A 20,074-nucleotide genomic window follows, 5' to 3' on the forward strand; every position below is an offset into this window, starting at 1 on the left:
GCTGTGGACAAGGTCCCGTGCCCCGGGGCCGGGGTCCCGGCCCCGAAGACCCCGCCGCACACGCCGAAGGCCCCGCGCACACGGCGCGGGGCCCTCAGGTGGCACGGGATACGGCGGGGTCAGTCGTCCGACGCCGGGGCGGCGGCCGTCTTCTTCGCCGTCGTCTTCTTCGCGGCGGCCGTCTTCTTCGTGGCCGTCGTCTTCTTGGCGGCCGTCGTCTTGGCCGCGGTCGCCTTCTTGGCCGGGGCCTTCTTCGCCGGGGCCTTCTTCGCCGGGGCCTTCTTGGCGGTCTTCTTCGCCGGGGCCTTCGCCCGCTTCTCCGCGAGCAGCTCGTAGCCCCGCTCCGGCGTGATCGTCTCGACGTCGTCGTCCCGCCGCAGCGTCGCGTTCGTCTCGCCGTCCGTCACGTACGGCCCGAAGCGGCCGTCCTTGACCACCACCGGCTTCTCGCTGACCGGGTCGGTGCCCAGCTCCTTCAGCGGCGGCTTGGCCGCGGCCCGGCCCCGCTGCTTCGGCTGGGCGTAGATCGCCAGCGCCGCTTCCAGCGTGATCGAGAAGAGCTGGTCCTCGGTCTCCAGGGAGCGCGAGTCCGTGCCCTTCTTGAGGTACGGGCCGTAGCGGCCGTTCTGCGCGGTGATCTCGACGCCCTCGGCGTCCACGCCGACGACGCGCGGCAGCGACATCAGCTTGAGGGCCTCCTCCAGCGTCACCGTGTCGAGGCTCATCGACTGGAAGAGCGAGGCCGTCCGCGGCTTGACCGCGTTCTTGCCGGTCTTCGGGGTGCCCTCGGGGAGGATCTCCGTCACGTACGGCCCGTAGCGACCGTCCTTCGCGACGATTTCGTTCCCGCTGACCGGGTCCTTGCCCAGCTCGAACTCGCCGCTCGGCTTCGCGAAGAGCTCCTCCGCGTACGCGACGGTCAGCTCGTCCGGAGCCATGTCCTCCGGTACGTCGGCCCGCTGGTGGCCCTCGGAGTCCTTCTCGCCGCGCTCGACGTACGGCCCGTAGCGGCCCACGCGGAGCACGATGCCCTCGCCGACCGGGAAGGAGGAGATCTCCCGGGCGTCGATCGCGCCGAGGTCGGTGACCAGCTCCTTGAGGCCGCCCAGGTGGTCGCCGTTGGCCGGGACCACCTCGGAGGCGTCCTCGGAGCCGAAGTAGAACCGCTTGAGCCACGGCACGGACTGGGCCTCGCCCCGCGCGATGCGGTCGAGGTCGTCCTCCATCTTGGCGGTGAAGTCGTAGTCGACGAGCCGGCCGAAGTGCGTCTCCAGCAGGTTCACCACGGCGAACGACAGGAAGGACGGCACGAGGGCCGTGCCCTTCTTGAAGACGTAGCCGCGGTCGAGGATCGTGCCGATGATCGACGCGTACGTCGACGGGCGGCCGATCTCGCGCTCTTCCAGCTCCTTGACCAGCGAGGCCTCGGTGTAGCGGGCCGGGGGCTTGGTCGAGTGGCCGTCGGCCGTGATGTCCTCGCCGGACAGCGCGTCGCCCTCGGCGACCTGGGGCAGCCGCTTCTCGCGGTCGTCCAGCTCGGCGTTCGGGTCGTCGGCGCCTTCGACGTAGGCCTTCATGAAGCCGTGGAAGGTGATCGTCTTGCCGGAGGCGGAGAACTCGGCGTCGCGGCCGTCGCTCGCCCGGCCGCCGATCTTGACGGTGACCGAATTGCCGACCGCGTCCTTCATCTGGGAGGCGACGGTCCGCTTCCAGATCAGCTCGTACAGGCGGAACTGGTCGCCGCTCAGACCGGTCTCGGCGGGCGTGCGGAAACGATCACCCGAAGGCCGGATCGCCTCGTGCGCCTCCTGCGCGTTCTTGACCTTGCCGGCGTAGACGCGCGGCTTCTCCGGCAGGTACTCGGCCCCGTAGAGCTGGGTGACCTGCGCCCGGGCGGCCGTGATGGCCGTCTCGGACAGCGTCGTGGAGTCCGTACGCATATAGGTGATGAAGCCGTTCTCGTACAGCTTCTGCGCCACCTGCATGGTCGCCTTCGCACCGAAGCCGAGCTTGCGCGAGGCCTCCTGCTGGAGCGTGGTCGTACGGAACGGCGCGTACGGGGAGCGGCGGTACGGCTTGGACTCGACCGAGCGGACCGCGAAGGCGGTCTCGGCGAGGGCGGCGGCCAGGGAGCGGGCGTTCGCCTCGTCGAGGTGCAGCACCTCGCTCTTGAGCTGCCCGGTGGAACCGAAGTCGCGGCCCTGGGCCACGCGCTTGCCGTCGACCGTGGCCAGGCGGGCGACGAGCGAGGACGGGTCGGAGGCGTCACCGGCGCGGCCGGTGGAGAACGTCCCGGTCAGGTCCCAGTACTCGGCGGAGCGGAAGGCGATGCGCTCGCGCTCCCGCTCGACGACCATGCGGGTGGCCACCGACTGGACGCGGCCCGCCGACAGCCGCGGCATGACCTTCTTCCACAGGACCGGCGAGACCTCGTAGCCGTAGAGGCGGTCGAGGATGCGGCGGGTCTCCTGGGCGTCGACCATGCGCTGGTTCAGCTCGCGCGGGTTGGCGACGGCGTCGCGGATCGCGTCCTTGGTGATCTCGTGGAAGACCATCCGGTGGACGGGGACCTTGGGCTTGAGGACTTCCTGCAGGTGCCACGCGATGGCTTCGCCCTCGCGGTCCTCATCGGTGGCGAGGAAGAGTTCGTCGGACTCGGCCAGCAGCTCCTTGAGCTTCCTGACCTGCGCCTTCTTGTCCGCGTTGACGACGTAGATCGGCTGGAAGTCGTGCTCGACGTCCACGCCGAGACGGCGGACCTCACCCGTGTACTTCTCGGGAACCTCGGCCGCGCCGTTCGGGAGGTCGCGGATGTGCCCGACGCTCGCCTCGACGACATACCCCGGGCCGAGGTAGCCCTTGATCGTCTTCGCCTTGGCTGGAGACTCGACGATGACGAGTCGGCGGCCGCCCTTTGCGGTCTCGCTAGTCGGGGACAACTTGGCTCTTCTCTCCGGTCGGCACTGGTCGCGGTACGGCGACGCTGCGGAGTGTGACGGTACAACCCGCCCCCGTGTCAAACGGCACGAGCCCGCAACGGCCACTCGAACGGTAACCCGACAAGTGCCACTTCTGCCGCCCGGATGCTTCGGCGGCCCCGTCCCGACCACCGTGCGGGGTTCCCCGGAGGGCTGTCTGGCCCCGCCCGCGGACCGCCCGCCCGCGCCGCCCGGCGCGCCCGGCTCAGAGCCGGCCGAGGCACCACGCCCCGACGGCCAGGGACACCCCGCCGGCCAGCACGGCGACCGGTACGGCCACGGCCTGGCGCACCCCGTCGGCGATCGGCTCGCGGCGCCGGGCGCGCACCCCCGTCCAGGTCAGCAGGGCGGCTCCGAACAGCAGGAACACGGCCGCCGCGAAGACCGCCGGACCACTTTCCACGCCGTTTCCCCCGCCCGGTGAGCCGCTCCCCGGAGTCCCCCCGGACTCCCCCGGTCCGGACCTTTCCAGCCCCGGGCGTACGGCGCGCCAACCCCGGGTTAACTCACGGCTTCGCGGGCTCCACGGACTCCGCCGGCTCCAGGAATCCCTGCTCCACCAGCAGCCGGATCGCCTCCGGCGTACGGTCGCGCAGCACCACCGGATCCTCCTCGACCAGGTGGGCGATCGCGTCGAGGATCCGCCCCGCGCTCAGTGAGCCGTCGCACACTCCGGCGAAGCCCGCGCCGACCGTGTCCACCTTCGTGGCGCGCCGCATCCCGCGGTTCTGCCGGAGCACGACGTGCTCGGGATCCTCGGCGCCGGGCGCGCCGACCTGCTCCTGGACGACCTCCTCGACGAGCCGGAAGTGCCCCTCCAGCAGCGCGGCGTCGTCGTGTGCGCGCAGGTAGTCCTGGCGGGCGAAATGGGCCCGGACGGTGTCTCCGAGCGGCTGCTCCACCGAGTGCGGCCACTCCTCGACCACGATCGACGGAACCTCCGCGTCCGTCCGCCGCAGGGTGATCCAGCCGAAGCCGACGGACCGGGTCCGGCGGGCCTCGAACTCCTCCAGCCAGGCCTCGTAGCGCCGTGCGTACGCCTCCGGATCGTCGCGGTGGTCGCCCGCGTCCCGCAGCCAGAGTTCTGCGTACTGCGTCACATCCTGCACGTCACGCTGCACGATCCACGCGTCGCAGCCCTTGGGCACCCAGGAACGCAGCCGGTCGTGCCAGTCCTCGCCGTCGACGTGCTGCCAGTTGGCCAGAAACTGCGCGTATCCGCCCGGATTCAGCCGGTCGCCGGCCTGCTGGACCAGCGCACGGCACAGGTCGTCGCCGCCCATCCCGCCGTCCCGGTAGGTCAGCCGGGCCCCGGGAGAGATCACGAAGGGCGGGTTGGACACGATCAGGTCGTAGGTCGCCCCGCCGACCGGCTCGAAGAGCGAACCGGCGAGCAGCTCCGCCTCCGGGGCCCCCGACAGCGCGAGTGTCAGACGGGTGAAGTCCAGGGCGCGCGGGTTGACGTCGGTGGCCGTGACCCGGGTCGCGTGCTGCGCCGCGTGCAGCGCCTGGATGCCGGATCCGGTGCCGACGTCGAGGGCCGAGCCGACCGGGGTGCGGACGGTGATCCCCGCCAGGGTGGTGGAGGCGCCGCCGACGCCGAGGACCACGCCCTCCTCCCGGCTGCCGATGCCCCCGGCCCCGCCGACCGCGCAGCCCAGGTCCGAGACGATGAACCAGTCCTCGCCGTCCGGGCCGCCGTACGGCCGGACGTCGACGACGGCGTGTACCTCGTCCCCCGAGCGGCGCACCCAGCCGTCGGCCAGCGCCTCCTCGACGGGCAGCGCGGCCGCGGCCCGGTCGTACGGCACGGGCCGCTGGAGCAGGAACAGCCGCACCAGGCTCGCCAGCGGGCCGTCGCCCCGGGTGGCGCGCAGGGCGGGGACCGTCTCGCTGCGGGCCAGCGCGGCGTAGGCGGGGGCGCCGAGCAGGTCGAGCAGGCCGTCGGCGGTGAAGCCCGCGGCGAGCAGGGCCGTACGCAGTGCGGCGGCGCGGTCGGGCGAGGGCAGGCGGGGAAGACCGGTGGTACTCACCCGCCCATTGTGGCCGCTGTGACCGACAATCCGTGCGACGCGCGGACACGGGCAGGGCGGCCGGGTCCGCATCCGGTCCCGGCCGCCCTGATCGGCGTACGCCCTGTCAGCAGGCGGGCGCTCAGCTCTTGGAGGGCTCCGGGGCCGCCGTGACCTGGCAGCCCTTCTGGCCGTTCATGGCCTTGTCGAGGCCGCCCGCCTTCAGCTTCTCCAGGGCCGCCTTGCCACCCTGGGTGGTCTGGTCGAGGCCGCTGGCGATGGTCTTGAGGCCCTCGGCGAACTTGCCCTGATCCTTGGGATCGAGGGCGTCCATCTTCGTCTTGAGGTCCGCATAGCCCTTGGACGTGTCCTCGAAGCCCTTGACGGCGGCCTTCTGGGTCGCGTCACCGTCCTTGACCGGGGGAACTCCCGCGCTCGTCAGGGCGCCACCCATGGCCTTGTAGGAGTCGGACATGGTCTGGAACGCGCCCGCGTCGGTCTTCTGCACGTCCTCGGGCTTGCTGCTCTCGGTCGCCACGCGCTTGATGTCGGCGTTGGCTCCCTCGATCTTCTTGAGTTCGGGCTGCCACTTGTCGCAGACCTTCTTGGCCCAGTCGTCGGTCTTGTTGCCGCCGTCGTCACCGCAACCGGACAGCACGAGCATCAGTACCGCGCCGCCGGACAAGGCGGCCGCAAACTTCTTGTTCACCGGATCGGTCCCTTCCAAGGCTCTCGGCCCGGAAGATACACGTCTGCATCCGGATAAGCGGAAAGACGGACAGACGGCGCGTCAGTCCGCGCCGCCCGTCCGCCATTCGGTCCCTTACCGCGAGCCCCCAAGGAGCTGGTCGGCCTACGGTCAGGAGACCACCGCCGGGTCGGTCGGCTGGGCCACCCGCTCGGCGGCGTCACTGCCCGCGTCGTCGCCGACCGTGATGCCGCGCCGCTTGGACACGTACACCGCGCCGACGATCACGATGATCGCGACGACGGCGACGACCGCGCGGACGGTCGCGCTGGCGTCGGAGCCGTAGCTGAACTGCACGACGGCCGGGGCGATCAGCAGCGCCACCAGGTTCATCACCTTGAGCAGCGGGTTGATCGCGGGACCGGCGGTGTCCTTGAACGGGTCGCCAACGGTGTCGCCGATGACGGTCGCGGCGTGGGCCTCGCTGCCCTTGCCTCCGTGGTGGCCGTCCTCGACGAGCTTCTTCGCGTTGTCCCACGCGCCACCGGAGTTGGCGAGGAAGACGGCCATCAGCGTGCCGGTGCCGATGGCGCCGGCCAGGTACGAGCCGAGCGCGCCGACGCCGAGGCTGAACCCGACCGCGATGGGGGCCATCACGGCGAGCAGACCGGGCGTGGCGAGTTCGCGCAGCGCGTCCTTGGTGCAGATGTCCACGACGCGCCCGTACTCGGGCTTCTCGGTGTAGTCCATGATCCCGGGGTGCTCGCGGAACTGGCGGCGCACCTCGTAGACCACGGCCCCGGCGGAGCGGGACACCGCGTTGATGGCCAGGCCCGAGAACAGGAACACGACGGCCGCGCCCAGGATCAGCCCGACCAGGTTGTTGGGCTGGGAGATGTCCAGGCTCAGGCCCATGTCGCCCGCCTTGGCGCCGACGTCCTTGACGGCCGTGGCGATGGCGTCGCGGTACGAGCCGAAGAGCGCGGCGGCGGCCAGGACGGCCGTGGCGATGGCGATGCCCTTGGTGATCGCCTTGGTGGTGTTGCCCACCGCGTCCAGGTCGGTCAGGACGCGGGCGCCCGCGCCCTCGACGTCGCCGGACATCTCCGCGATGCCCTGGGCGTTGTCGGAGACCGGGCCGAAGGTGTCCATGGCGACGATGACGCCGACGGTGGTCAGCAGACCGGTGCCGGCCAGGGCCACCGCGAAGAGCGCCAGCATGATCGAGGTGCCGCCGAGCAGGAACGCCCCGTAGACGCCGAGGCCGATGAGCAGCGCGGTGTAGACGGCGGATTCCAGGCCGATGGAGATGCCGGCGAGGACGACGGTGGCCGCGCCGGTGAGCGAGGACTTGCCGATGTCCTGGACGGGTCGGCGGGTGGTCTCGGTGAAGTAGCCCGTGAGCTGCTGGATGAGGGCGGCGAGGACGATGCCGATGGCCACGGAGACGAGCGCGAAGATGCGCGGGTCGCCGGAGTGGCCGGTGATGCCCGCGTCCTCGACGCCGACCAGGTCCTTGAAGCGGGACGGCAGGTAGACGACGACCGCGACGGCGACCAGCACCAGCGAGATCACCGCCGAGATGAAGAAGCCGCGGTTGATGGCGGTCATGCCGCTGCGGTCGGTGCGGCGCGGGGAGACCGCGAAGATGCCGATCATGGCGGTGATGACGCCGATGGCGGGCACGATCAGCGGGAAGGCCAGGCCCAGGTCGCCGAAGGCGGCCTTGCCGAGGATGAGCGCCGCGACGAGCGTGACGGCGTACGACTCGAAGAGGTCGGCGGCCATTCCCGCGCAGTCGCCGACGTTGTCGCCCACGTTGTCGGCGATGGTCGCGGCATTTCGCGGGTCGTCCTCCGGAATGCCCTGTTCGACCTTGCCGACCAGGTCGGCGCCGACGTCGGCGGCCTTGGTGAAGATGCCGCCGCCGACACGCATGAACATCGCGATGAGTGCGGCGCCGAGACCGAAGCCCTCCAGGACCTTGGGCGCGTCGGCGGCGTAGACGAGCACGACGCAGGACGCGCCGAGCAGGCCGAGGCCGACCGTGAACATGCCGACCACGCCGCCGGTGCGGAAGGCGATCCGCATGGCCTTGTGGGAGACCTCGGTGAGGTCCTTGGCGGGTTCGCCCTCGGCGGGGGTGGCCTCGCGGGCGGCCGCGGCGACGCGGACGTTGGCGCGGACGGCGAGGCGCATGCCGATGTAGCCGGTGGCGGCCGAGAAGAGCGCGCCGACGAGGAAGAAGGCGGAACGTCCCGCCCGCTGGGTCCAGTTCTCGGCGGGGAGCAGGAAGAGCAGGAAGAACACGACGACGGCGAAGATGCCGAGGGTGCGCAGCTGGCGCCCCAGGTAGGCGTTGGCGCCCTCCTGGACGGCCGCCGCGATCTCCTTCATCCGGTCGGTTCCCTCGTCGGCGGCGAGCACCTGGCGGACCAGGATCTGCGCGACGACGAGTGCGGCGAGTGCCACCGCCGCGATGACGATCACGATAAGCCGATTGTCATCGGTAAGCACCGCCGCTGCCAGCTGAGCGGTGCTGTCTTGCGCGAGAGGGGTGAAGAGCCCCGTCATTCGTCCTCCTTGACGTGATGAGCTCAAGATGTGGACGGATTGTAGGGAGCCCCACCTGATCAAAACAGGGGGCGGGAAACGGAATTGGCCTGCTCTTGCTCCTCAGCAATAGATCGCGTCACGCCATTACCCTCGAAAGTAGTAATGGGGCAAACCCATTGACCGCACACGGACGGGCCCCGGATCGCCGGTATTCGATCTAGAAAAACAAAAAAGGCCCTGCTCAGCAGGGCCTTGAAAAAATATCGGAAGATGGGATTAAAGATCTATGGAGAGAAACACGAGCGGCCTAGGGGAGTTCGGAGGCGGCGGTGGTCGGCCAGCTCATCCTGATGACACCGCCCGATTCCCCACTGGTCACTTCCAGATCGTCGACCAGCCCGCTGATCACGGCGAGGCTCATCTCGTCCTCGGCGTCGCCGTCGGCCTCCGCCGGGGCGGATCCGGAGTCGCCGGGCAGGCCGTCGGCCGACCGCGCGGCGGTGCCGGCGGCCGGCCCGGGGACCTCGTCGCCGACCTCGATGGAGAAGACCTTCTCCTCTTCGGTCAGCACCACGCGGACAGGAGCGGTGAGCCCGTTGCCGCGGTGCAGTCCGACGGCGCGCGAACAGGCCTCGCCCACGGCGAGTCTGACCTCGTCGAGGACGGCTTCCTCCACGCCGGCCCGGCGCGCCACGGCGGCCGCGACCAGGCGGGCCGTCCGGACGTGTTCGGGCTGAGCGCTGAAGCGGAGTTCAACGGTGGCCATGCGCGTCCCCCTCGGACTACGGGCGTGCCTTACGGGGGCCCGGACCTCTGTGGCCCGGAACCCCCCGCTCCTACTGCCGGGATCCGTCAGTCGGTGGCGTTGACGGCGTCTTCCACCGTGGTGTGAATCGGGAACACCTTGGTGAGACCGGTGATGCGGAAAATCTTGAGGATGCGCTCCTGGTTGCACACCAGGCGCAGCGAGCCCTCGTGCGCGCGAACGCGCTTGAGGCCTCCCACGAGCACACCGAGGCCGGTGGAGTCGAGGAAGTCCACTCGCTCCATGTCGACAACCAAGTGGTAGCTGCCGTCGTTCACCAACTCGACCAACTGCTCGCGCAGCTTGGGCGCGGTATACACATCAATCTCGCCACCTACCTCGACGACTGTGCGGTCGCCAACTGTGCGAGTCGACAGGGACAGGTCCACGGATCCTCCAGCACCTTGCTATCGAGCGGCGCCCCCCAGGGGCCTCCTCACCCGAAGGTAGAGGAGGGATTGGCTGCCGCGATGGCATTCAATCACTTACCGACAGGCGCGCACGACGCCTTGGGACCATTGTCCCGCACGCCGATGACACACTCGCTTCCGATGTCCCATTCTCCTCGTCCCGGTCGGCCCACGGCTGCAACGGGCTCGCGACCCGCCCCCGACACGGTCCTGGACCGCCTGTCACGGGGGCCTTCGCGAGCTGCGCGCATCACCCATACGGAGCACTTGCCCCCTCGGGAGGGCCGTCATGCGGTGTGGCCCGATCGCATCCGAACGGATGTCGTATCCGCGATCCAGGCAGCCGGCATCGAACACCCGTGGGAACACCAGGCCAGGGCCGCCGAGCACGCCCTGGACGGCGAATCGGTGATCGTCGCCACCGGTACCGCCTCGGGCAAGTCCCTGGCCTACCTCGCGCCGGTGCTCAGCGCCCTCGCGGACGGCGCCGAGGCGCCGAACGGGCGCGGCGCGACCGCCCTGTACCTCGCCCCCACCAAGGCCCTCGCCGCCGACCAGCGGCGCGCCGTACGGGAGCTGGCGGGCCCCCTGGGGAACGCGGTCCGGCCCGCGGTCTACGACGGGGACACCCCCGTCGAGGAACGCGAATGGATCCGGCAGTACGCGAACTACGTGCTGACCAATCCCGACATGCTGCACCGGGGGATACTCCCGGCCCACCCCCGCTGGTCCTCCTTCCTGCGCGCGCTGCGCTACGTGGTCGTCGACGAGTCCCACACCTACCGCGGGGTCTTCGGCTCCCACGTCGCCCAGGTACTGCGCCGTCTGCGGCGGCTGTGCGCCCGCTACGGCGCCGATCCCGTCTTCCTGCTCGCCTCGGCCACGGCGACCGATCCCGCGGCCTCAGCGAGCCGCCTGACCGGTGTCCCGGTGACGGAGATCACGGACGACGCCTCCCCGCGCGGCGAGGTCGTCTTCGCCCTGTGGGAGCCGCCGCTCACCGAGCTGCGCGGCGAGAAAGGCGCCCCGGTGCGCCGCACGGCCACCGCGGAGACCGCCGACCTCCTGACCGACCTGGTCGTCCAGGGGGTCCGTACGGTCGCCTTCGTGCGCTCCCGGCGCGGCGCCGAGCTGATCGCCCTGATCGCCCAGGAACGCCTCGCCTCCGTCGACCGGTCCCTGCCGGGGCGGGTGGCCGCCTACCGCGGCGGCTACCTGCCCGAGGAGCGCCGGGCCCTGGAGCGGGCCCTGCACTCCGGCGAGCTGCTCGGGCTCGCCGCGACCACCGCCCTGGAGCTGGGCGTGGACGTCTCGGGCCTGGACGCCGTCCTGATCACCGGCTACCCGGGCACCCGGGCCTCGCTGTGGCAGCAGGCTGGCCGGGCCGGGCGCTCCGGCCACGGCGCCCTGGCCGTCCTGATCGCCCGGGACGACCCGCTGGACACCTACCTCGTCCATCATCCGGAGGCGCTGTTCCGCCAACCGGTGGAGGCGACCGTCCTGGACCCCGACAATCCGTACGTCCTGGCCCCCCACCTGTGCGCGGCGGCGGCCGAGCTGCCCCTGACCGAGCCCGACCTGGCCCTCTTCGGCCCGGCCGCCCAGGACCTCCTCCCCCAGCTGGAAGCGGCGAAGCTGCTGCGCCGCCGCGCCACGGCCTGGCACTGGACCCGCCGGGAGCGGGCCTCGGACCTGACCGACATCCGGGGCGACGGCGGGCGCCCGGTGCAGATCGTCGAGGCCGCCACCGGCCGGCTGCTGGGCACCGTGGACGAGGCGGCCGCCCACACCGCGGTCCACGACGGCGCCGTCCACCTCCACCAGGGCCGCACCTACCTGGTGAGGCACCTGGACCTGGAGGATTCGGTCGCCCTCGTCGAGGAGGCGTCCCCGCCGTACTCCACCACCGCCCGCGACATCACCTCCATCTCCGTCCTGGACACCGAGACCGAGATCCCCTGGGGCCCGGCACGGCTCTGTTTCGGCTCGGTCGAGGTCACCAACCAGGTCGTCTCCTACCTACGGCGCAAACTGATCACCGGCGAGGTGCTCGGCGAGTCCAAGCTCGACCTGCCGCCCCGCACCCTGCGCACCCGGGCCGTGTGGTGGACGGTCACCGAGGACCAGCTCGACGAGGCCCGGATCAATCCGGAGATCCTCGGCGGCGCCCTGCACGCCGCCGAGCACGCCTCCATCGGGCTGCTCCCGCTGTTCGCCACCTGCGACCGCTGGGACATCGGCGGCGTCTCCGTGCCGCTCCACCCGGACACCCTCCTTCCGACGGTCTTCGTGTACGACGGCCACCCCGGCGGCGCCGGGTTCGCGGAGCGGGCGTTCCACACGGCCCGCGCCTGGCTGACCGCGACCCGCGACGCGATCGCCGCCTGCGAGTGCGAGGCCGGCTGCCCGTCCTGCATCCAGTCCCCGAAGTGCGGCAACGGCAACGACCCCCTGCACAAACGCGGCGCCATCCGCCTCCTCACCCACCTCCTGGCCACGGCCCCACCGCCGGCCTAGCCGGGGGCGGGTTCGGGAACCCGGCCGAGGGCCGGGGCGGGGCCACGGGCCCGGAGCGAACGGGCCCGAGGCGGGGCCCGGAGCGAACGGGCCCGGGGCGGGGGCCGGGGCCCGCGGCCGGGGCCCGGGGCGGGTTCGGGTCGGCGGGGCCCGCGCGGGAGGTGGAGGTCGGGGTGAACGGGCCCGTCGGGACGCGGGCCGTGACGTCCGCGAGCTCCCCCGACACCGCGCAGGCCGTCATCAGGGCCCCCTGCGCCCGCGCCACCCGCAGGGCCGAGGCACAGGCGGCCACGGGGCCGTGGGTCCAGCTCGCGGCCGCCGCCAGGGCCGCCAGGTCCGCGGCGGCCGCCGCCCGGTGCCGGGCCACCACCGCCTGGCCCAGCAGCAGCACGCCCCCGAACACCGCCACGAGCGCCGTGGCCACCACCGCCGCCCACACCGTGGCCGAACCCCGGTCCCGGCTCATGGCGGCGGCCCCACACTGTCCTCGGCCAGCGCCACCGCCTGGGCCCCCAGCCGCACCGGCAACGCCCCCGGACCCGGGGCGGGCGCGCTCACCCGGACCCGCCACAGGTCCCCGGTCCGCTCCAGCTCCACCCGCGCCCCCTCCGGAGCCGCTTCCCGGGCCGCGCCGAGCGCCACCTCGGCCGGTTCGGAACGGGCCGCGACCCGCGCCCCCGCCCGCGCCGCGTCCACGCACCGGATCTGCGCGGCCGCCGCCATCAGCGCCCAGACCAGAAGCGCCGCGAAAAGCACCAGAGCCGGGATCACCAGCGCCGCCTCGGCCGTCACATATCCCCGGTCCCCCTTTTCCCGAGCCGTCCCGGACTTTCCGGACCCGCCGTCAGACCAGCCGCCAGACCAGCCGCCAGACCAGCCGTCAGGACATCTGTCAGGACATCTGTCAGAAGGGCGCATCGAGCGCCTTCCCGATGGTCGACTGAAGCGCCGCCGCGACGACGTCACTCGTGACCACCTTGTACAGAACGGCCGCGAACGCACACGCCGCGATCGTGCCCATGGCGTATTCCGAAGTCGACATTCCCGCGTCCCGGCAACGTCCCCGCAGCGCCGCCCGCACACGCACCCACATGATCCTCATGACAACCTCCTGTGAATTTGAGTTCCTGATGTGATTTCAGTTGCCGGAGAGGAGACCGGAAGCCATCCCGATCACCACCGGAGCCACCCCCACGGAGAGAAATGCGGGGAGGAAACACAGCCCGACCGGGGCGGTGATGAGCACGGAGACCCGCTGCGCCCTGGCCCCCGCCCGCCGGGCCCGGTCCTCCCGGAGCCGCGCCGCCAGCCGGGACACCGGCTCCGCGGCGGGCGCCCCCGTCCGCGCGGCCCGGTCCAGACACTCGGCCAGCTCCCGGGCGTCCGGTATCTCCGCCAACCTGCCCCACGCACCCCCCGGTTCGCCGCCGAGCCGCAGCTCCGCCCCGGCCAGGGCCAGCCGCTCGCCCACCGGCCCGCCCAAGGACTCCCCGACCACCTCGGCCGCCTCCACGGGCCCCGCTCCGGCCGCCAGGCACGCCGCCAACAGGTCGGCGGCGAAGGGCAGCTGCCGGGCCACTTCCCGCGGGTCCGCCCCGGGCGAAGCCCGCACCCTGCGCTGCCATCTCCACACCCCGAGGGCCGCCGCGCACCCGACCGCCCCGCCCGCCACCCCGCCGACCAGGACCCAGCCGGCCAGCAGCGCCCCGGCCGGCCCCGCCCACAACACCACCGCGGCCCGGGCCCGCGGTCCGGCCGTGGACCTCCGGCGCCCCAGGTCCACCGCGAGCAGCGTCGCGAGCCTGCGCCGGGCCGCCCTCTCCCTGACCCGCGCCCCCAGCGCCGACCCGAGGTACGTCACGGCCCCCGCGAGGCAGAGCGCCGTCCCCAGCCTGTGGACGAGCAACCCCGAAGCGAAGCCGAAGCCGCCCATCACCGCTCCCCCGCCCGCATCAGCCGCCGGCACCACAGCAGCCCCAGCGCCTCCAGCACCCCGCCCACCGCCAGGCACCCCAGCCCCAAGGGCGTGTGCAGCAGCACCCGCAGCGGATCGGCCCCCATCGCGGTCCCCATCAACAGCCCGACCAGCGGCAGCAGCGCGAGCACCACCGCGGTCGACCGCGCCCCCGCCAGCTGGGCCCGCAGCGACTCCTCCCGGTCCCGCTCCGCCCGCAGCGCCCCCTCCAGCCGCTCCAGCCCCGCCGCCAGCCCCGCACCACCGTCCACGGACACCCGCCAGCAGGCGGCCATCCCGGCCAGCCCCTCCGCGCCCGGCTCCCGGGCCGCCAGCCGCAGCGCACCGGGCACGTCCCCGCCGAACGCCGCCGCGGCCAGCAGCCCCGCCTCCGCCGCGCCCGGACCTCCCGGCCCGGCCACCGTCCGGCGCATCGCCGCCGTCAGGGCCTGCCCCGGCTGCGCCCCGGAGCGCAGCTCCCCCACGACGGCCCCGCACAGGGCCACCACCTCCGCGGCCCGCGCCTCCCGGTCCCGGGCCCGCCGCCGGACCAGCAGCAGCCTGCGCACCACAGGCACCGCCACCACGCCCACGACGAGCGGGATCGCCGATCCACCCAGCACGGCGAGGACCAGCCCGGCCACCAGCGCACCCCACTCCGGCCCGCGCGCCGCCCGCACCCGCACCGCCGCGGCCAGCCGCTCCCACGGCACCGGCCCGCCGGGCGCCAACGGACCCGCCCCGGCGAGCAACAGCCGCACCCGCCGGGGCCCCCGGTCACCCCCGGCCAGCAGCCAGGCCGCCACCCCGGCACACAGCGCCGCGGCGAACACCGGAGCCGACACCAGCGGCGTCCCCGCGCTCATCGGACACCTCCCAGCAGCGGGCGCAGCCGATCCCAGCCCGCCTCCCGGACGAAACCCCGCGCACCCCAGCGCAGCGCCGGTACCGTCACCACCAGTCCGGCGGGGTCCCGCTCCAGCACATGCACCTCGGCCACCCGCCGCTGCCCGCTCCGGTCCCGGACCAGATGGATCACCAGGGACAGCGCGGCGGCCAACTGACTGTGCAGGGCGGCCCGGTCCAGCCCGGCAGCGCTCCCGAGCGCCTCCATCCGGGCCGGGACATGCGCGGCGGCATTGGCATGGACCGTCCCGCAGCCACCCTCGTGCCCGGTGTTCAGCGCGGCCAGCAGATCCGCCACCTCGGGGCCGCGCACCTCTCCCACGACCAGCCGGTCCGGACGCATCCGCAGCGCCTGCCGGACCAGATCCGCCAGGGTGACCAGACCCGCCCCCTCCTGGTTCGCCGGCCGGGCCTCCAGCCGCACCACATGGGGATGGTCGGGCCGCAGCTCGGCCGAGTCCTCGGCCAGCACGATCCGCTCACCCGGGCCGACCAGCCCCAGCAACGCGCTGAGCAGCGTGGTCTTCCCGGTACCGGTGCCCCCGGACACCAGGAACGAGAGCCGGGCCTCCACCAGCGCCCGCAACAGCCGCTGGCCGCCCGGAGGCAGCGTCCCGGCGGCCACCAGCTCCTCCAGGGTGAATGCCCGCGGCCGCACCACCCGCAGCGACAGACAAGCGGATCCCACCGAGACCGGGGGCAACACCGCGTGCAGCCGGGTCCCGTCCGGCAACCTCGCGTCCACCCAGGGCCGCGCGTCGTCCAGCCGGCGCCCCGCGACGGCGGCCAGCCGCTGCGCGAGCCTGCGCACCGCCTCGGCGTCCGCGAAGGTCACCGGGGTCAACTCCAGCCCCCCGCCCCGGTCCACCCACACCCGGTCCGGCGCCGCCACCAGGACGTCCGTCACCCCGGGATCGGCCAGCAGCGCCTCCAGCGGCCCCGCGCCGACCAGCTCGCACCGCAACTCCTCCGCCGCGCCCAGCACCTCCGCGTCCCCCAGCAGCCGCCCATGGGCCCGCAGCGCCGCCGCCACCCGGGCCGGGGTCGGCTCCGCCCCGCTCTCCGCGAGCCGCTGGCGCACCGCCTCCAGCAGCCCCGCGCTCATACCGTCACCCCCTGACCGGAAGGAACCAGCGCCCGCTCCCAGAAGCCGTCGCAGAACCGGGCCAGCGCTCCCCGGCCCCGCGCGCCCGGCGTCTCCCCCTCGGCCACCCGCCCGGGCAGGCCCACCTCCAGCGGCACCTCGCCCGCGAGCGGCACCCGCAGCAACTCGGCCACCGCCTCGGCCTCCAGCCCGCCCGGGAACCTCCCCCGGACCACCACCCGCACGTCCCGGGCCACCATCCGGACCCCGGCCGCCACCCGCCCGGCGGCGGCCACCGCCCGCAGCTCACCCGGCACCACGAGCAGCACCAGGTCCAACTGGGCCAGCACCTCGGCCACCCCCTCGTCCACCCGCCGGGGCAGGTCGACCACCACCACCCCGCCCCGGCGCCGCGCGGCGGCCACCACGGACCGCATCGCGGCGGGCGGCACCACCACCCGGTCCCCGCGGTCCCAGCTGAGCACCCGCAGCGCGTGCAGCTCCGGCAGCGATTCCGCCAGCGCGTCGGCGCCGACCCGGCCCCGGGAGCCCGCGAAGTCCGGCCAGCGCAGCCCGTCCGCACCCTCGCCCCCGAGCAGCACGTCCATGCCGCCGCCCAGCGGGTCGCCGTCGATGAGGAGGGTCCGCTCCCCGAACGCGGCGGCCCGCACCGCCAGGGCGCAGGCGAGCGTGGACGCCCCGGCCCCGCCGCTGCCGCCGATCACCCCGACCGTGAGCGCGGGCCGCCCGGCGCCCTCGACCACATCCGCGATGCGGTCGACGAGCCCGCTCTCCGCGTCCGGGAGCCGCAGCACCTCCTCGGCCCCGATCTCCACCGCGCGCTGCCACACCTGCGGGTCGTCGAGATCCCGGCCGACGAGGAACACGCCGTCCCGGCGGGGCGCTCCGCGCACCCGCCGAGCGGCGTCGTCCCCGACCAGGACGAGCGGTGCGTCCTGCCAGCCGACGCCCCCACAGGCGGCCGTGTCCACACCGCCGTTGCCAAGGGCCCCTCCCTCGGCGCCGCCGGCCTCACCGGCCTCGGCGGCCCACCCCGTTCCGCTTTGCTCGGGCACCGAGTGGCCGACGTACGGCTCGGCGCCCGCGGCGGCGCACAGCCGCAGCAGATCATCGAGCAGCAGCGGATCCTCGGTGACGATCAGCGGGCGTCCGCCACCCACCGCGGGCCGCATGTCGGGGGCAGCCGCCCGGCCCCGCCGGGTGCGGGATCCCGCACCGGCTCGCGGCATGGCCCGCGCCGCCGTTTCCGGCTCCCCAAGCGTTCGAACAGCCTTCCGCGTCCGCGGCCGGGGCGCCGCAACGCCCCCTGACCCGCCCCGCGTCCGGGCGCCCGCGCCGGCCACCGACCCGGCCGCCCGCCTGCCCGGCGCCCCGGCCACCGGTCCCACCCCCGGCCCGGCCGTCGGTCCGGCCGTCGATCCTGCGAAGGATCCAGCCATGATCCCCACCCCTTTCTCACCGCAAATCCCGGGCCGTGGACTTCACGCCCGGAATCACCGTGCAGCGATGAGGGGATATCAAGTGGATCTTGATCGAAAACTGTGGACAAGAACTCGCCTGTGAATAACTTCGACACCCACACGGGTGAGTTCACAGCGCGCCGGAACCACTACACAGCGTCACGAGTTCAAGGGGATGAAGGGCCTTCGCCACACAGGCCCACCGAGCAAGGAGGGCCGGATGAACGATCACTTGGGGCCGAAGGCAGGGACGCGAACCGCGTCCGGACATGCGACGACCCCCGCCGGGGGGGAGAGCGGGGGTCGTCCCCACGGTCTGACTCGGGGGGGGAGGAGCCAGACCGGGTTAGCACGGTCGCGAACGATCCGTGACTTCCATGGTGTACCCGAGAGGCCTCTTAGGCAAACCCACGCGCCGCTCCTTACGCCGAATGGTGGGCGCATATGCTCGGGGCGTGGAAAATCAGCCCTTGCCGCACTCCTTGCCTCGCACCGCCGCCTTCTTCGACCTGGACAAGACGGTCATTGCCAAGTCGAGCACGCTGACGTTCAGCAAGTCCTTCTACCAAGGCGGCCTGATCAACCGGCGGGCGGTGCTGCGCACCGCGTACACCCAGTTCATCTTCCTGGCCGGTGGCGCCGACCACGACCAGATGGAGCGGATGCGGGAGTACCTCTCCGCGCTCTGCAAGGGGTGGAACGTCCAGCAGGTCCGGGAGATCGTCGCCGAAGCCCTGCACGACCTCATCGACCCGATCATCTACGACGAGGCCGCCTCCCTCATCGAGGCCCACCACACCGCGGGCCGCGACGTGGTGATCGTGTCCACCTCCGGGGCGGAGGTGGTCGAACCGATCGGTGAGATGCTCGGCGCCGACCGGGTCGTCGCCACGCGCATGGTGGTCGGCGAGGACGGCTGCTTCACGGGCGAGATCGAGTACTACGCCTACGGGCCCACCAAGGCTGAAGCGGTAAGGGAGTTGGCCGAGTCCGAGGGCTACGACCTCGCGCGCTGCTACGCCTACAGCGACTCGGCGACGGACGTCCCGATGCTGGAGGCGGTGGGCCACCCGCACGCGGTCAACCCCGACCGGGCGCTGCGCCGGGAGGCACTCGCCCGCGAGTGGCCCGTCCTGGTCTTCAACCGGCCGGTCCGGCTCAAGCAGCGGGTCCCCGGGCTGTCCATGCCCGCCCGCCCCGCGCTCATCGCGGCGGCGGCCGTTGGCGCGGCCGCGGTCACGGCAGGCCTGGTCTGGTACACCAGCCGCCGCCGGGCCACCGCCCTCGCGGCCGCCACCGGCGCCGTCTGACCAGCACCGAGCCGCCTGACCAGCACCGATACGACCTGTCCGATTCGCTCCGGTACGCCCTGGAAAGTAAAGAAGTGAGGCAAGGGGTTCCGCTTAACTCGGAAGCGGGGTACAAATGAGTCAACGGCCCGCGAGACCAAAGAACATCCGAGAGGATCATCTTTAACCGCAGTAAGGCCCACGGACCGAGCAAAATGCATGAACGCCGAGCACCCACGCGACGTCGACCCGTCGATTACGGGCCAGCCGCACCAGGCCACGGGCAGAGTTCCCGACCTGATGGGCAACCTTCGAGGACGCTTGGTAACTGGGCGCGAGTGCCAGCGGCGACACCAAAGCAAGACGGTGTCGCCGCATCCCTTTGTGCCCGCCCCCGGCTTGCGCCCGCCCCCGGCGAGCCGGGCCCGCCCCGGCGGCAGCGGTCAGGCCGCTCCGCGCTGGAGCGCCTCGCACACCGCCGTCGACTCGCGGACACCCAGCTCGATCGACCGCCCGCAGTGCGCGATCCAGGCAGCCATCCCCTCCGGAGTGCCGGACACATAGCCCCCGAAGGCCGCCAGGTACTCCGCCCGGCCCTGCTCGGCGTGACCGACCTCCGCCGGGCAGATCGCCTTGGGGTCGAGGCCGCTGTTGATGAGCACGATCCGCTCGGCCGCCCGCGCGACCAGGCCGTTGTACGAACCGAACGGCCGCAGGGCCAGCAGTTCGCCGTGCACCACCGCCGCCGTGACCAGGGCCGGAGCCGAACCCCCGCCGATGATCAGCCCGGACAGCCCTTCGAGCCGCCCCGCGACCTCCTGCGCGTCCGGCAGCGCAAGCTCCACCAGCGGCTCGTCGACCGGCTCACCGGCCAGCCTCGGCCGCCCCACCGTGTCCGACCCCGCCGCGCCACCGGCGAGCGGCCCGGCGCCCCGACCCGCGCCCACCTGCCCCACCGCCACCAGGTGCAGCCGCGCCAGCACCCGCATCGGCGACTGCCGCCAGATGCTCAGCAGCTGCCCGGCCTCGGCGGTGAGCCGCAGCGCCGCACCCACGGTCCGCGCCTGCTCCTCAGAGCCGAAGTCACTGCGCCGCCGCACCTCCTCCAGTGCCCAGTCCGCACCGGACAGCGCCGCGCTCCCGCGCGCCGCCCGCAGTGCGGCCTCCGAGGTGATCTCACCGGCGCGCCGCCGCATCACCCGGTGCCCGTAGACCCGGTCCACGGCCTTGCGTACGGAGTCCACCGCGTCCGGAACACCGGGGAGCGACGTCAGGGCGGCCAGCGGATCAGAAGCGCTACTCATAAGTAGGGAGCCTACGCACTGCTCACCCATAGCACCGACCCCTCCTTGGAGTGGTCTTCTTCACTCACCTCGACCACACCACGCGACCGA

At 72.9% G+C, this 20,074-nt stretch carries 17 protein-coding genes; 2 read left to right on the forward strand and 15 right to left on the reverse strand.

Features of this window, described 5'->3' with window-relative positions; genetic code table 11:
• Window positions 1-119: 119 nt before the first annotated feature.
• From topA to bldG, 7 genes are all read right to left on the reverse strand, one after another.
• Window positions 120-2,939 (reverse strand): type I DNA topoisomerase, encoded by a 2,820-nt coding sequence (gene topA, locus ABT084_RS03330; RefSeq protein WP_351037968.1) that lies wholly within the window; start codon window positions 2,937-2,939, stop codon window positions 120-122.
• A gap of 244 nt (window positions 2,940-3,183) precedes the next feature.
• Window positions 3,184-3,381 carry a hypothetical protein gene (locus ABT084_RS03335; protein ID WP_351037969.1) on the reverse strand — a complete coding sequence of 66 codons (198 nt, stop codon included), beginning with the start codon at window positions 3,379-3,381 and terminating at the stop codon, window positions 3,184-3,186.
• Between the two features lie 103 nt (window positions 3,382-3,484).
• Window positions 3,485-5,011: a DUF7059 domain-containing protein gene (locus tag ABT084_RS03340; RefSeq protein ID WP_351037970.1), complete on the reverse strand. Its 1,527-nt coding sequence runs from the start codon at window positions 5,009-5,011 to the stop codon at window positions 3,485-3,487.
• A 121-nt stretch (window positions 5,012-5,132) separates the two neighbouring features.
• Complete coding sequence (locus ABT084_RS03345; RefSeq protein WP_351037971.1) at window positions 5,133-5,699, reverse strand: small secreted protein; 567 nt, start codon at window positions 5,697-5,699, stop codon at window positions 5,133-5,135.
• 150 nt (window positions 5,700-5,849) lie between these two features.
• Window positions 5,850-8,252 (reverse strand): sodium-translocating pyrophosphatase, encoded by a 2,403-nt coding sequence (locus ABT084_RS03350; RefSeq protein ID WP_351037972.1) that lies wholly within the window; start codon window positions 8,250-8,252, stop codon window positions 5,850-5,852.
• 289 nt (window positions 8,253-8,541) lie between these two features.
• Window positions 8,542-9,000, reverse strand: coding sequence for an ATP-binding protein (locus tag ABT084_RS03355; RefSeq protein WP_351037973.1), 459 nt, complete (start codon window positions 8,998-9,000; stop codon window positions 8,542-8,544).
• A gap of 86 nt (window positions 9,001-9,086) precedes the next feature.
• A complete protein-coding gene (bldG, locus tag ABT084_RS03360) occupies window positions 9,087-9,428 on the reverse strand; it encodes an anti-sigma factor antagonist BldG (protein ID WP_008743037.1) in 342 nt (113 codons plus the stop codon).
• Between the two features lie 81 nt (window positions 9,429-9,509).
• Here bldG and ABT084_RS03365 point away from each other — a divergent pair, with 81 nt between their 5' ends.
• On the forward strand, window positions 9,510-11,966 hold the full coding sequence (locus tag ABT084_RS03365; RefSeq protein ID WP_351037974.1) for a DEAD/DEAH box helicase: 2,457 nt from the start codon (window positions 9,510-9,512) through the stop codon (window positions 11,964-11,966).
• On the opposite strand, the gene ABT084_RS03370 is transcribed toward ABT084_RS03365, so the two are convergent.
• From ABT084_RS03370 to ssd, 7 genes are all read right to left on the reverse strand, one after another.
• Window positions 11,929-12,432, reverse strand: coding sequence for an Rv3654c family TadE-like protein (locus ABT084_RS03370; RefSeq protein WP_351037975.1), 504 nt, complete (start codon window positions 12,430-12,432; stop codon window positions 11,929-11,931). The genes ABT084_RS03365 and ABT084_RS03370 overlap by 38 nt on opposite strands.
• The gene (locus ABT084_RS03375; RefSeq protein WP_351037976.1) at window positions 12,429-12,758 is read right to left on the reverse strand and encodes a TadE family type IV pilus minor pilin; all 330 of its coding nucleotides are present in this window, start codon (window positions 12,756-12,758) and stop codon (window positions 12,429-12,431) included. Before ABT084_RS03375 ends, ABT084_RS03370 begins: the two co-directional genes overlap by 4 nt.
• Window positions 12,759-12,870: 112 nt before the next feature.
• Window positions 12,871-13,059, reverse strand: a complete 189-nt coding sequence (locus ABT084_RS03380) for a DUF4244 domain-containing protein (RefSeq protein WP_502968831.1) — start codon at window positions 13,057-13,059, stop codon at window positions 12,871-12,873.
• 45 nt (window positions 13,060-13,104) lie between these two features.
• Window positions 13,105-13,899, reverse strand: a complete 795-nt coding sequence (locus ABT084_RS03385; RefSeq protein WP_351037978.1) for a type II secretion system F family protein — start codon at window positions 13,897-13,899, stop codon at window positions 13,105-13,107.
• Window positions 13,899-14,786 (reverse strand): type II secretion system F family protein, encoded by an 888-nt coding sequence (locus tag ABT084_RS03390; protein WP_351037979.1) that lies wholly within the window; start codon window positions 14,784-14,786, stop codon window positions 13,899-13,901. Before ABT084_RS03390 ends, ABT084_RS03385 begins: the two co-directional genes overlap by 1 nt.
• Window positions 14,783-15,931 (reverse strand): TadA family conjugal transfer-associated ATPase, encoded by a 1,149-nt coding sequence (locus ABT084_RS03395; protein ID WP_351037980.1) that lies wholly within the window; start codon window positions 15,929-15,931, stop codon window positions 14,783-14,785. Before ABT084_RS03395 ends, ABT084_RS03390 begins: the two co-directional genes overlap by 4 nt.
• Window positions 15,928-17,103 (reverse strand): septum site-determining protein Ssd, encoded by a 1,176-nt coding sequence (gene ssd, locus ABT084_RS03400; RefSeq protein WP_351038123.1) that lies wholly within the window; start codon window positions 17,101-17,103, stop codon window positions 15,928-15,930. The genes ABT084_RS03395 and ssd overlap by 4 nt, the downstream gene beginning before the upstream one ends.
• A gap of 719 nt (window positions 17,104-17,822) precedes the next feature.
• Between ssd and ABT084_RS03405 the strand changes: the two genes are divergently transcribed.
• The gene (locus ABT084_RS03405; protein ID WP_351037981.1) at window positions 17,823-18,701 is read left to right on the forward strand and encodes an HAD family hydrolase; all 879 of its coding nucleotides are present in this window, start codon (window positions 17,823-17,825) and stop codon (window positions 18,699-18,701) included.
• Window positions 18,702-19,123: 422 nt separating this feature from the next.
• On the opposite strand, the gene ABT084_RS03410 is transcribed toward ABT084_RS03405, so the two are convergent.
• Window positions 19,124-19,984 (reverse strand): Fic family protein, encoded by an 861-nt coding sequence (locus ABT084_RS03410; RefSeq protein ID WP_351037982.1) that lies wholly within the window; start codon window positions 19,982-19,984, stop codon window positions 19,124-19,126.
• Window positions 19,985-20,074 lie beyond the last annotated feature (90 nt).

The sequence above is a fragment of the Streptomyces sp. NPDC002138 genome (assembly GCF_040296485.1).
GTDB lineage: Bacteria > Actinomycetota > Actinomycetes > Streptomycetales > Streptomycetaceae > Streptomyces.